The organism is Pedobacter zeae (assembly GCF_014196715.1).
Lineage (GTDB): Bacteria > Bacteroidota > Bacteroidia > Sphingobacteriales > Sphingobacteriaceae > Pedobacter > Pedobacter zeae.
On the sequence record NZ_JACIEF010000003.1, the window covers coordinates 158,277 to 172,921 of the forward strand.

General features: G+C 42.2%; 8 protein-coding genes. All 8 read right to left on the reverse strand.

From position 1 onward, the window contains the following. Nucleotides 1–39 precede the first annotated feature (39 nt). Entirely contained in the window at nt 40–1,416 is a 1,377-nt protein-coding gene (locus tag GGQ60_RS13650) for an MFS transporter (protein ID WP_183765232.1), read from the reverse strand. Between the two features lie 124 nt (nt 1,417–1,540). Next, nucleotides 1,541–3,382, reverse strand: a complete 1,842-nt coding sequence (locus GGQ60_RS13655; RefSeq protein WP_183765241.1) for an alpha-amylase family glycosyl hydrolase — start codon at nt 3,380–3,382, stop codon at nt 1,541–1,543. Continuing rightward, complete coding sequence (locus GGQ60_RS13660; protein ID WP_183765243.1) at nt 3,379–5,697, reverse strand: glycoside hydrolase family 65 protein; 2,319 nt, start codon at nt 5,695–5,697, stop codon at nt 3,379–3,381. Before GGQ60_RS13660 ends, GGQ60_RS13655 begins: the two co-directional genes overlap by 4 nt. A 68-nt stretch (nt 5,698–5,765) precedes the next feature. Continuing rightward, complete coding sequence (gene pgmB / locus GGQ60_RS13665; protein ID WP_183765245.1) at nt 5,766–6,464, reverse strand: beta-phosphoglucomutase; 699 nt, start codon at nt 6,462–6,464, stop codon at nt 5,766–5,768. Nucleotides 6,465–6,648: 184 nt separating this feature from the next. Next, a complete protein-coding gene (locus GGQ60_RS13670; RefSeq protein ID WP_183765247.1) occupies nt 6,649–8,562 on the reverse strand; it encodes a glycoside hydrolase family 13 protein in 1,914 nt (637 codons plus the stop codon). A gap of 57 nt (nt 8,563–8,619) precedes the next feature. Further along, nucleotides 8,620–9,636: a pullulanase X25 domain-containing protein gene (locus GGQ60_RS13675; RefSeq protein ID WP_183765249.1), complete on the reverse strand. Its 1,017-nt coding sequence runs from the start codon at nt 9,634–9,636 to the stop codon at nt 8,620–8,622. A 17-nt stretch (nt 9,637–9,653) separates the two neighbouring features. Further along, nucleotides 9,654–11,243, reverse strand: coding sequence for a RagB/SusD family nutrient uptake outer membrane protein (locus tag GGQ60_RS13680; protein WP_183765251.1), 1,590 nt, complete (start codon nt 11,241–11,243; stop codon nt 9,654–9,656). Between the two features lie 22 nt (nt 11,244–11,265). Further along, nucleotides 11,266–14,232, reverse strand: a complete 2,967-nt coding sequence (locus GGQ60_RS13685; RefSeq protein ID WP_183765253.1) for a SusC/RagA family TonB-linked outer membrane protein — start codon at nt 14,230–14,232, stop codon at nt 11,266–11,268. Nucleotides 14,233–14,645 lie beyond the last annotated feature (413 nt).

The following is a 14,645-nucleotide window of genomic DNA, read 5'->3' on the forward strand; positions in this document are numbered from 1 at the left end:
ATATCTTATTGGCCTGCTGGGACAGAAACCAAGAATGGTTTATACCGATCTATTTTCTTCTACTTCCAGTTTTGAAGCCAAAACTTCGTCTGTTTTCTTTGGTTCACGGATAAATACATAACAGATTACAGCAGCTAAAATCATTAAGCCACCACCCAGTTGAACTGCCAAAAGCCTGTCGTTATGGAGTACATTACGCATTAACCAACCGAAACCTAAGGAAGCAATAATCTCCGGCAATACAATAAAAAAGTTAAAGATGCCCATGTAGATCCCGATTTTATCTTTAGGTAGCGAACCGCTTAACATGGCATAAGGCATGGAAAGAATACTGGCCCAGGCAATGCCCACCCCCGTCATACACAGATATAACATATTTTTATCATGTACCCATGCCACACTAATTAAACCGGCGGCCCCGCAGATTAAACACAGCGCATGTGTGGTTTTACGGCCAAGCGCATCGGCAATTTTGGGAAGTATTAAAGCGAAGAGGAAGGTAACCACACTGTAATAGGCCAAGGTTAAACTGCCAAAATCTGCACCCTGTGCATAAACGGGATCAGCTGCATCCTTACCACCAAAAACATTAACGGCAACGGCCGTGGTATAGTAAAACCACATTAAAAACAAGCCTGGCCAGGTAAAAAACTGCACCAAAGATACAACCTGCATTCTTTTGGGCATATTCCTCAGGGCATTAAAAATTTCGCCTGCACCGCCACCAAAACCTTTATTGCTTTCTTTTACCTTTTCTTTAAAATCCACATCCTGCGGCGGGTATTCTTTGGTGGTAAGCACCGTCCATAATACCGCAGCAAAAAAGAAAAATGCACCGATGTAAAACGAAAATTTTACGTTTTCCGGAATAGTTCCCTGCTCCGCTGTATTGGTAAGGTGGAAGATATTGTTCATGATCCACGGTAAGGCCGAAGCCACGCTGCCGCCTAAACCAATCATCATGCTCTGCATAATAAAACCCCGGTTAACCTGGCTATCGGGTAATTTATCGGTAACAAAAGCCCGGAAAGGTTCCATCGCAATATTTCCAAACACATCCAGAATCCAAAGTAAACCAGCGGCCATCCATAATGCACTGCTATGTGGCATAAAAATTAAAGCAATACTACTTACTACAGCCCCAATCATAAAATAAGGTCTTCTCCTGCCCCATTTTGGATGCCAGGTACGATCGCTTAAATAACCAATAATGGGCTGCACCAACAGGCCGGTTAAAGGTGCTGCTAAAAATAATAATGGTACCTGATCGGGATTGGCGCCCAGGTTTTCGTAAATACGCCCCATATTGGCCCTTTGCAAATCCCAACCGAACTGGATCCCGAAAAAACCCACACTCATATTGATAATTTGTGCCAGGGTTAATTTGGGGTTTTCGAATATTGTTTTTAAGCTCATTTTGTTTCGTTTAAGCGCTTAGCGCGGGGGCGCATGGCGTTCTAATTTGGTTTAATTAAATTAATTTCAATGCCATTCATCTGTAAATCGCCAACGCGGGGCGCCAGACACTCGACACAGACTTTCAAAATTCAATCACCTGAGCGCTAACCGGCGCCAAGGTTACGGGTATGCTTGTTCCCGGTGGGATATTCAATTTTTTATCGGTCATGAGCTCGGTAACCGGAACTGAAGATTTTACTTTTAAAATCTGATCCGGGATTTCGATATTGGCGGTTAAAGTTTGGCTCCGGTCGAAATTGGCCACCACCAACAAGCGCTGCTTGCCGGAGTACCGGATAAAAGCGTACATGCGGTTATTCATGTTTCCAGTTGCAGGCACTTCATAAATCCCGCCATTGATGACGGCATCACTTGTTGAAGTTACTTTGAGTAATTGCTTGTAATAGGCCCTTAAATTTTGCTGAGCAGCATTTAATTTCCGGCCGTCGAACAAACCGCCGTTCATCCACTTCTGGTGATTGGGAACACCCCAGTAATCGAAAATTGTGGTGCGGTTATCATCGCCACCAAAACCCTCCTGTCCTTTCCCCGGTTCTCCAACTTCCTGACCGAAGTAAAGCATCACCGGGCCGCCGCCAAGCGTTGCCGAAACCACCATGGCCGGTAAAGCCAGTTCGGCCTTGCCCGCAAATCCGGCTGATGCAATGCGTTCCTCATCGTGGTTTTCTAAAAAACGTAACATGCGATTGCCAAAACCAGCACTCTCTTTCTGCCAAACCAGACTAATATCTTTTACATCCGCGTTAGGTTCATTCCTCATCAACTTTTTTAAGCCATCATACAAACCCACTTTATCGTAAAGATAATCGAATTTACCTTCGTCTAAATATTGCCTGTACACTTTTGGATTGTAAGCCTCTCCGATGAAAATCAGGTCGGGATTTACTTTTTTTAGCTGTGGAATTATCCAGTTCCAAAAAGCAATGGGCACCATTTCGGCCATATCGCACCTGAAGCCATCTACCCCCTTATTGGCCCAAAAGGTTAAGATATCACGCATTTTTAACCAAACCGGCGGAATGGGATCAAAATATTGTTTTTCGCCATTCTGGTAATCTATGCCATAATTCAATTTAATGGTTTCGTACCAATCGTCGTATTTAGGCTTTGCCGAAAATACATTGTTGCCGGTTGCTTTTGCAGGATTTTCTTGAAACGGGGCATCCTGATGTACGGATAGTGGTGTTTTTTGTGCACCCGCAGGAACCACCAAAGCCTGGCCCGGGATATAATAAAAATCGTTCTCAGGACTAAATGCCCGGGTTACATCGTCTTTAGCCCCAAAATCAGTTATTCCTTCAGGTTTTGCATAAGAATGATAGCTCCGGGCAACATGGTTGGGTATAAAATCGATCAACACCTTCAAATTGCTGTCGTGTGTTCTTTTAACCAAAGCCTCAAATTCTTTCATCCTGTTTTTAACATCAACGGCTAAATCGGGGTCTACATCGTAATAATCGCGGATAGCATAAGGCGAACCGGCCCTTCCTTTTACCACACTGGCATGATCAACCTTGATTCCATAAGCCGAATAATCGGTCAGGCTGGCGTGGGCAATAACGCCTGTATACCAAACATAATTTGCATGAAGCTCTTTTATACCATCGAGTGCCTTAGTGGTAATATCGTTAAACTTACCCGAACCATTTTGCTCAATGGTACCGTAAGGGATATTGGCAGTGCCTTTATTCCCGAACAAACGGGGCAACAACTGGTATATAACGATCTGTTTATCGTTCATGTGGGTATACTGTTTTTGTGCAAAGGATGGTATTGAAATAACTAAAAAGAAAATTGCCATTATATAAACAACCGCTTTGAGATTGCCCTGCTGCTGCTCCCCGTAATGATTATTCATCGGGGAAGTGGCATTTTCCATTTTATATTTTACCTCTACAATCATACCAACTCGGTATTATTTACCTCAATTTCGGTATTTCCTGTCAATTTATATACCTGGCTTCGGATACCGATTTCCAAATCGATGGAGGCATGGTTCTTAATGCTGATACCGTTTTCGGCAATGTTGATTTTTAAGGTTGCCCCCCTGAAACCAATGGTAAACGAGAACGATTTCCATTGTTTCGGCAGGAATGGGTTAAACTGCAGTTTACCATCTCGCACCCGCATTCCGGCAAAACCTTCAACCACACTCATCCACGTACCTGCCATCGAGGTAATGTGCAAGCCATCTTCAGTATCGTTATTGTAATCATCAAGGTCTAAACGTGCCGTGCGCAGGTAAAACTCATAAGCACGTGCTTCGTCGTTCAATTTAGCGGCTAAAATACTGTGTACGCAGGGCGACAATGAACTTTCGTGCACGGTACGTGGCTCATAAAAATCGAAGTTGCGTTTCAATGTTTCCTGGTCGTAATCTTCTTCAAAGAAATATAAGCCCTGCAAAACATCGGCCTGCTTAATAAAACACGAACGTAAAATCCTGTCCCAGCTCCATTTTTGATTTATCGGTCTTTCGCTTGCCGGCAGGTCCTTTACCAAAGTCTGTTCTTTATCCAGATAACCGTCCTGTTGTAAGAAAATGCATAATTTTTCATCCTGTGGATAATACATTTTCTCAATGATATCGTCCCAATCGGCAAATTCCTTTTCATCGAAATTTAAGCTTTTTAAAAGATGCCTGTATTTTTCAGGTTGCTGCGTTTTTACTATTCCGGCGGCTTCGGTGGCATATTTCATGCACCATGTAGCCATAACATTGGTATACCAATTGTTGTTTACGTTGTTCTCATATTCATTAGGGCCAGTTACACCAAGCATTACATATTGTTGTTTAGCATCGCTCCAGTTAACGCGTTGTTTCCAGAAACGGGCAATACCGATCAATACTTCCAGGCCGAAATCAGAAAGATAACTTTCATCGCCAGTGTAGCGGATGTAATTAAAAATGGCAAAGGCAATGGCCCCGTTACGATGAATCTCTTCGAAAGTAATTTCCCATTCATTGTGGCATTCTTCGCCGTTCATCGTTACCATTGGATACAATGCGGCACCGTCTTTAAAACCTAATTTCCCGGCATTTTCTATGGCTTTGCCCAATTGTTTATGGCGGTAAACGAGCAGGTTTTTACTTACTTCCTGTGGAGCAGTAGCGAGGTAAAAAGGCACACAATAAGCTTCTGTATCCCAATACGTTGAGCCACCGTATTTTTCTCCTGTAAAACCTTTCGGACCGATATTCAAGCGGTTGTCTTTACCGGTATAGGTCTGAAAAAGCTGGAAAATATTAAAACGGATCGCCTGTTGAGCCGAAACATCGCCCTCAATAATGATATCGCTTTCTTCCCATTTAGTTGCCCAGGCTTTGCTTTGTTCTTTTAACAAAGTATCAAAACCTTTGGCTGAGGCTTTGGCAATTACCGATTTTGTTTCTTTTAAAAGCGATTCTTTTGGGTAATTCTCGGAAGATAAATTCGCCGCGATTTTAACCAGCGTGATCTCCTCGTTTGCTTCAACATCCAGGGCAAAAACTTGCCCGACAAATTTCTCCTTACGGATGGCATCCGGACTGATACTTAATTTCTCTGCATTTTTATATAGCTCCACATTACTTCCTGTACAAACTTCAAAGGCAGTTTTCTTTGTTCTGAGTTTGATATAAGCTTCCGTTCCTGAAATTTCATCTTCAATTTTATCCCAGAATTTTTCATCATAGTTGCTGTCCTGATTTTTAACATCGCCATCAATAAAGGGCATTAATGTTAATCTGCCGTCGAAATTTAATGGGGTAATGCTGTAACGGATGGCGCCAACTTCATCATCGGCGATGCTGCAAAAACGGGTCGATTTAACTTTTAGCGTTTTACCGCTTTTTAATTCGGCTGTGAAAGTACGCTCTAAATACCCCTCATGCATGTTTAGTACACGTTTAAAACCGCTTACCTTAGCTGTTGCCAGATCGAGAATTTCATCCTCCAGTTTTACTTCGATTCCTACCCAGTTTGCCGCGTTTAATACTTTGGCAAAATATTCCGGATAACCGTTTTTCCACCATCCCACACGGGTTTTATCCGGGTAATAAACACCTGCAACGTAATTTCCGGGCAGGGTTTCTCCGGTATAAGTTTCTTCAAAATTGGCGCGCTGGCCCATACGTCCATTACCCAAACTGAAAATACTTTCCGAAATTTTATTTAAATGTGGATCAAAGCCTTCTTCGATAATATTCCACTCATCTGCTTTAATGTAATTTTTCATAACTAGTATTGAGTAGTGAGATATGAGATTTGAGACAATGCCCTCAACCTAAACCCTACACCTTAAACCTATAAATTCTCTAAATCGTTAACTTTTAATTTATCTAATCCGCTTACAACCAGATCGGCCTGGCCAAGCACACTTTTTTCGCCGATACCGATGGCTTTCATTCCACCTCTTTTTGCAGCCTCTACACCGGCAACGGCATCTTCAAAAACCACACATTCATCGGGTTTAAAGCCTAAAAGTTCGGCTCCCTTTAAAAATACCTCAGGATCGGGTTTTGATTTGGTTACCATATTGCCATCCACAATCTTATCAAAGAAATGGGCCAGATCTGTTTTTTCTAAAATAATTGCCGAGTTTTTACTTGCCGAACCCAAAGCTAATTTGTAACCGGCTTTATGAATTGCGGTTAAGAAATCGACCGTTCCGGGTAAAACTTCTGCAGGTGTCATTTTGGTAATCATGTCTACGTACCAGCCGTTTTTTAAGGCAGCCAGTTCTTCTTTTTCGGTATCGGTTTTTTCTACCCCGCCCCAGGCCAGAATTTTGTTTAAGCTTTCTACACGGCTAACACCTTTCAACTGCTCGTTCTGTTCCTCCGTAAAATCGAAACCCATCGTATTGGCCAGGCGTTTCCAGGCTTTATAATGGTATACCGCCGTATCAACCAGTACACCGTCCAAATCGAATAAGCAAGCCTTTATTGAGGCAGATAATGAAAGGTGGGAAGCGGAAGGTTTTGAATGATTTTTATCTTGCATCTTTGTTATATTTTTTGGTATCGGGTAGTGCATGTCAAGTAGAGGGTATCAAGTAACAAGTAATCAGTAGCTAGTGGTGAGTATCTAGTAGTAAGTATTTAGTAGTGAGTATCTAGTAGTGAGTATCTAGTAGTGAGTATCTAGTATATAAAAATGTAATCTTAAACCCTTCAACTTTAATTTTTTACCTTAATTCTAATACCAACGTGGTTTTAGCGGGCACCTTAATATTTTGAAAATTGATGTTTTCGCCGGTAATAACATTTTTAGCTGCTGTAATACCTGCCGTTCTTTCGGCGAAGCGATCGGTATTTAATATTTTTTCTTTTTCTGTATTGTTTATAATAACCATTACCGTGCCTTTTGGTTCTGTATTGTAACGGAAATAAACATAAAGATCATCCTGCGGAACAAACTGCATCAATTTACCGGTTTGAAGTGCAATGCTGTTTCTTCTGAAACTGGCCAGTGTTTTAACAAAATTGAAAGCCTCATTCTCTTTGTTGGTCCGACCATCTGCCACAAACTTATCTTTTTTGTCTCCCTCCCATCCACCAGGAAAATCAGAACGGATCAAACCATCGGGATTAGAGAAGTTTTTCATCAGGATTTCGGTACCATAATACATTTGCGGAATACCACGCATGGTTAATAGGATGCTCATCCCCATTTTGTATTTATCGAAATCTTCGCCAACCATCGAGTAAAAGCGGCTCAAATCATGGTTATCTAAAAAGATGCAATTGGTATTTGGATTTTTATAAAGAAAATCGTGTGCCAGGGTGGCATACAAACGGTTAATTCCATCTACCCAACCGTTCTTGCCATTTATCCCTTCGTAAATCGCATCTTTTAAAGTAGCATCGGTAATGCCCTGCAAGTGGGTATCAAAGCCGCGATTAACGGTGTTACCACCAGTAAAAAAGGCCTGGTTGGCCACAGCAGTAACCAATGTTTCGCCAAAAACAGATAAATGCGGGAATTCTGCCTGAACTTTTAAAGCCCAATCAGCCATATAAACCGGATCGTTATATCCGTAAGTATCTAAACGCAAACCATCAATGCCGGCATATTCGATCCACCAGATGTGGTTTTGCGTAAGGTAATTTTGTACATAAGGATTACGCTGGTTTAGATCGGGCATTGTAGGCACAAACCAACCATCGAGCATCTGTTTACGGTCTGCCGCCGATGCATGTATATCCATTAAAGTTTGATCGCGGTAGCTGGTTTGGGTATATTTTGGCCATTGGTTTAACCAATTTTTCATTGGTAAATCTTTATAAAACCAATGGTGGGTACCGATGTGGTTGTGCACAACATCTTTAATCACCTTCAGTCCTTTAGCATGGGCAATTTCTACATATTTTTTATAAAGTGCATTTGTTCCAAAACGTGGATCTATTTTATAATGATCGGTTACGGCATAGCCGTGATAGGAAGCTTGCGGCATGTCGTTTTCTACCTCCGGGGTCATCCAAACGGTAGTTATCCCCAAATCTTTCAGGTAATCGAGGTGGTTAATTACACCTTGAATATCGCCGCCATGCCGGTAGTACATGCTATCGCGGTTTAATGCTGTTTCAGTTAAACCCTGAACCACATCGTTACTTTTATCGCCGTTCGAAAAACGATCGGGCATCAGCAGGTAAATAAAATCTTTGTTGGTTACGCCCTGAATCCTGCCCGCACTTTTATCGCGATTTTTTAATTCGTAGGAGTAAGTCAATATCTTTTTCCCATTAACCATAAAGTTAATCGGGAATTTCCCGGCTTTAGCTGTTGGAGCAACTGTTAAATCGAGAAATAAATAATTTGGGTTTTCTACTTTATTAACCTTAACGAGTTTAACCCCCGGATAAGTTAAGGCCACAGTGGTATTGGCAATGTTTTCGCCATGTACCAATAATTGCAGTTTTGGGTTGTGCATACCGGTAAACCAAAACATTGGTTCGATACGCTCGAGTGTTTGGCCGAAAAGGCTATTGAAAGAAAGGATAAGCAAAAGCGCAAGGGTGCTGCTTATCTTTCTAAAAAAAGTATTAGTATGAGCATTAAATAGCAATGGAAATTTTGTAAGGGTTTGAAGTCTGATCATGCTAAAACTTAAAAATACCCTACAGCAAAAAATACTGCAGGGCGGTATGTATAACAATTAGTTTTTAACCATAGTGGCTTTTTTGGCCGCCACATCTAAAGTAATGGTATAAGTGCCGGCAGTGGTAACGGCAATATTATCGCCTCCGTTTGTCAGCGTACTTAAACTACCACCCAGGTTTGTACCCCAATCATGGGCAAACCTAAATTTGAAAGCCCCGGTGGTTAAAGTGGTTTTAATGGTATAAAAGTTCGCCTTACCATCATTGGTTACTTTCATATCGGTATCATTGCCCCAGCCACCTGCGGTAGCGTCGCCAATAATCGACCATTCTTTCGGAACGCCGATGGTATAAGTACCCGCATTCAGGTCAACGGTCACCTGTTTCACCACGGCATCAGTCGATTTAAGGTTATCGCCTGCGCTGCTGCTGATTTTACCCCCGCCTGCATCGCCATAAGCTACATCCCATTTTTTTGCCGGGGTAACTTTAAATTCGAGGTTACCAGGGGTAAAGGCGATCATGCCGGTATAAACGCCATTGCTTGAAACCGAGATCAGACTATCGGCAGTGGCAGGATTCCAGCCCTGATATGCGCCGGGAACATAAACCCATGCCGAGGCCAGATAAGGCGTAGCGGTTAAGGTGATTACGTTTGAGTAGGTTAAATCGTTAACTGCCGCACCTGATTTTAGCCTCACCTCGATCTGTGCTGTAGTCCCTACCTTTCCACCCAGTGCCAAAATCATATTGTTAACCTCGGTAATGGTTGGCGCATAGGTTTTAGTAGTTACGGCTATTTCTCTTACCGGAGAAAAGTTAGTGCCTTTTAAACCAAACTGTAAGCTGGTGTTTACCGGCACCACATATCCGGTTGAAGTGGCAAGCGGATAACTCAAGGTAAATGCCACCTGTGCGGCATTGGATTGTACCAGGTTAATCGTGGTTGCCGATGTTGTTAATGTTCCGGCAGGGCTAATGTTTGAAACGGTCTGGGTTTCGTCTTTTTTACATGACCACAGCGAAACCGCCATAAGGCCAACTGCCAGGGTTTTGAAGAATATCGATTTCATCTCTTTAAGATTAAAAATTAATAACCAGTATTTTGAACCAGATTCGGATTTGCAATCAGATCTGCTAAAGGCAGCGGATACAAATTACGGTAGGCTGGTAAAGATGCCCCGGCCTGTACTCCGCCTTTAAAAGGCCACAGATAAGTTGCACCTGTAAATTTACCATAGCGGACCAAGTCAGTACGGCGATGGCCTTCCCAGTATAGTTCGCGCGCACGTTCATCTAAATAAAAATCCGTCGTCAGTGCCGCTACCGACACATTTCCACTGGCATTGCCATAAGCACGCTGACGCAAAAGATTCACATAAGTTAAGGCTTGTGCAGCACTACCACCAGAACCTCCACGGGCTACAGCTTCGCCATAAATCAAATATTGCTCGGCTAAACGGAATAGTGCAAAATCAAGTGAGCTGAAAGTTCCGTTCAGAGAGCGGCCCATTGCACCGGCAGAGGTTACGTTCTTGAACTTCGTTACACGTAAACCATCCGTAAATTCGCCTACAGCATCAACATTTCTTTTTGTTCCAAAAAACACCCCACGTTTATCCTGGCTTCCATTGGCATCAGGAAAAAGTGCCGGCAAGTTTTGCCTGGTCCTGTTACCACCCCAGCCGCCATTGGGTACCCCGTAAGCTGTTGGATTCATATCGCCATTAATGGCTGCATTAATAATAAAGGTAGTTCCGCCATAATTGGTACCGTTAATGCCGTCATAGTTAATGGTAAGAATATTTTCGGTATTGTTCACTTCATTATCTGCTTTGAACAAATCCATGTAGTTTGCTTTTAAGCTATAGCCTGCATTGATCACCTTGCTCGAATAGGTAATGGCCTCGGTATATTTGGCTGTTCCGGTGTATACCTGAGCGTTTAAGTATAACCTTGCCAATAAAGCCCAATCAGCCCCTTTATCGGCACGTCCGTACTCATTGGTGCGCGCATCGGCTAAATCGCCCTCAATGGCTTTCAGTTCCGATTCTACATAGGTAAATAAAGCGGCCCTTTGAATCTGTTTCGGGTTTACCTTACCAATGGCATCATCCTCGGTAATAAAAGGAGGGTTTCCGAAAGCATCCATCAATACCCAATATTGATAGGCACGTAAGAAACGGGCCTCGGCACGGTAACGATTAATCGCGGTAGCATCGGCTCCCGTGATATTTCTGCTGGCTAATTTCTCTGGTGTACTTTCGCGGAGAAACTCATTACAGAAAGTGATCTGCAGAATGCTCCTCGAATACAATCCACGCAAAAACTGGTTGTCTGGACTTGGTGTACCGTAATCCAGTTCTGGAATGCCCACATCGCCCCAGGCACAGATGGCCTCATCGGTTACCAGTTCCTGTGAAGTCCAGAATAACCTCAAGAAATCGGCAAAACCCGCATTCAAACCGCCTACATCGCTATTATCTGATCCGGATGGACTGGTAAGTGCATAGGTTGCATATAGCTTAACTAAGCTGTTTTTATAACCTGCCGGCGTTGCATAAACATTCTCGGCAGTTACATCATTGGTAGGCCTCAGGTTTAAATCTTCTTTTTTACAGGCATTTAAACTGATTGCCAGAAAACCCAATGCCAATATCGTTTTAAATGAATTTTTCATTTTTCTATTTCTTTGTTCAGTATTAGAAACCAACATTTAAGCCCAAAGTATATGTACGTGGACGAGGGTAAAGGTTATAATCGATACCCGAAACCAGTTCCGGATCTATTCCCTTGTATTTAGAAACCACAAACACGTTTTGGCAGTTTGCGGAGATGCGCATATTAGCATTTCCGGTTTTCGACAGTTTACCAACATTATAAGATAAACCCAGGTTATCCATTTTCAGGAAAGAGGCATTTTTGATAAAATAATCGCTCAGGTACTGCACCCCTGAACTTCCTGAGAAGTTGGTTACATATAAATCTGAAGTGGAGTTATTCAGAATTCCCTGGGTACTCAATACGTTATTTCTAATGCCAAAGTTTGACGAAATATTGTCGTAAACATAATTACCGATATTGGCTCTTAACACGGTGCTTGCTGTCCATTTTTTATAAGTAAATGAGGTATTGAAACCCAGGATTACTTTAGGATCAGGTGATTTATAAAAATACTGGTCTGCGGCAGAAATGCTACCATCGCCGTTCAGATCCTGATAAACACCTTCAAGTGGTTTGCCATCGGCATTGTACACCTGTTTATATACATAGAATGAGCCCGGTAACTGGTTAACCGCGTTGTATTTCAGGTGGATACCTGTACCCCCGGTAATGTCACCAGCATCAATCTTGAAACCCGAATTTGGGTTTAAGGTCAGGTTGGTTACCTCTCTTTTATTGTATGCGGCATTGATTCCCAGTTCCCAACTTGTATTGGCTGTTTTAATGGCCACATAATTTAAGCTTACCTCAGCACCACGTACATCCATATTACCCACATTGGTGGTTAATACGTTGGTGAAGTTGGTTCCTACCGGAATAGTTACGGTACTTAACAGATCCTTGGTTTTTTTATAGTAAACATCAATGCTTCCATATAACCTTCCTTTTATAAAACCATAATCCAAGCCGGCATTGTAAGTAGTGGTGGTTTCCCATTTCAAGTCAGGATCGTAACCCGCCGGACTGTAGTAGCTGTAGAAATTATTACCAACCTGGTATTGGCCATTGTTTGTGCTGGCGTAATATTTAGAAAGGTAATCATAGTTGCCGATACCATCTTTATTACCGGTTTCCCCATAACTTAAACGCAATTTCAGATCTGACAGGGTTTCGCTATTTTTCAAGAAATTTTCACCGATAATTCTCCAGGTAAAACCTACTGATGGGAAATAACCCCAACGGTTGTTCTGGGCAAATTTAGAGGAAGCATCGGCCCTTATGGTACCTGATAAGATATATTTCTCGTTCAAAGTATAGTTGAAGCGGCCGTAATAAGAAAGCAATTTGTTCTGCTCAACTGAAAAAGGGAAAACAGGTGTAGTTAACAGTTCTCCGGTACCTTTATAGGTAGCGAAGTTGTAATTGGTAACTGCATCGTCGTAATAACCGTAACCAGCAGTTACATCAAATTTACTTTTAATGCTTTCTACGGTTTTGGCGTAACTTAAATAGGCTTCAGAAAATTTGTTCATCTCGGTGTTTAACCGGTTTGAATATGATCCGCTGGTTGATGCGCTCTGTGCCGCATAAGTGGGCACGATGGTGCGGCCATAACCTTTTGAATAATCATAACCCAGGTTTACCACTGCATGTAATTCGGGTAAAAAATGGAAAGAATAATCCAGTTTCAAGTTACCAAAGCTTCTTGCAGCGTTTCCACGGTTATCCTGTTGCCTGATTAAGGCTACCGGATTGCGAGGGGCATTAGGATTAGGCACACCGGTGGAGCTTAGCCATTCGAAATACCCGCCATAGTTATTGTTGGCATAAACGGGTTGTGTAGGATCGAACTGAATTGCTGCGCCAATAGCACCATCGTTGGGATATTGCGACTGGCTCAAAGAACCTTTTAAGTTCAGTTCGGCTTTGAGGTGATCGGTGAAAAACCGAGGCGCAACAGATATGGCACCCGTAGCCCTTTTCAACTTACTGGTAATCACCACCCCATCCTGATCAAGATAGCCTGCAGATACACGGTAAGGCACACCTTTTAAAGATCCGGCAATACTTAAATTGTTATCTGTAGAGAATGCTTGCTGATAAATTTCATTTTGCCAATCGGTATTGGCTGTACCCAGCAATGCTTTTTGGGCAGCGGTACCATTTGCATTGACAAAGGCCCGCACCTGATCGCCGGTAAGTACATTTACTTTTTTGGCAACGCTTGCAATTGAATTATTGGTACTGAAATTGATTACAGGCTCTCCGGATGCCCCTTTTTTAGTGGTGATCAGGATTACCCCATTAGATGCCCTTGATCCATAAATGGCCGTGGCATTTGCGTCTTTTAAAACGGTAAAGGTTTCGATATCATTGGGATTGATCAATGATAACGGACTTGGTGCATTACCAATGCTGTTACCGCTGAAAGGCACTCCATCAACCACGATCAAAGGATCATTACTGGCATTGAGGGAGGCACCTCCACGGATACGGATAGTACTACCGCCACCTGGTGCTCCACCGCCCGAAACAATGTTTACACCCGCTACCTTACCCTGGATCAATTGCTCGGGTGTGGTAATGGTACCTTTCTGGAAATCCTTGGCATTTACCGTAGTGATTGAGCCTGTCAGGTTTTTCTTTTCTGCAGTACCATAACCGATTACCACCACTTCGTTCAGTTTTTGGGCATCCGGCACCAATTGAAAATTAACCGTGGCGCCTGCTGAAATGCTTACGGCTTTATCAAGGCTCTGATAGCCTACAAAACTTGCAGACAGTGTTATCGAACCGTTTGGTAATCCTGCTAGTTTGTAATTACCGTTAGCATCGGTTGATGTACTTCTTGTTGTTCCTTTAACAACTACAGAAGCACCAGGTAATGGTTGGCCGGTTTCGTCGAGCACCTGACCAGATACCGATCCGGTCTGTGCTTTTACCATTAATGCTGAAAAAACCAACAGCACCCAAAGCCCCTGTTTTAACAGGTAAAATACTCTCATATCTGAAGCTCGTTTAAGTTTAAAAATTTGGTTAAATATTATAGTGATTTACACAGAGGCCTAATTTACAGCTGTTAATGATATTTCAAAATTTATTTAAAAAATAAATTTCAGACCAAAATTTAGCGAAAAAAATCAGGATAAAAATTGGCTTTTTGGCGATGGTAAAAATCCATACAGGACAAATATTAAAATTATAATATCCTAAAAATCAATAAATTATAATTAATAATTTTTTATTTAAAGTGTGAAAATTACACTAAGCAATTTTTAAGGCTTTTTTCGGGAACGTTCCCGAAAAAATTGGAGAAAATTCCGGTTGATTTTCGGGAACGTTCCCGAAAATCAGTCAGAATTCTGCGTATTTTACACTAAGTGAAGATTTTTTTTGAAAATTTCTGACCAAAAACGGG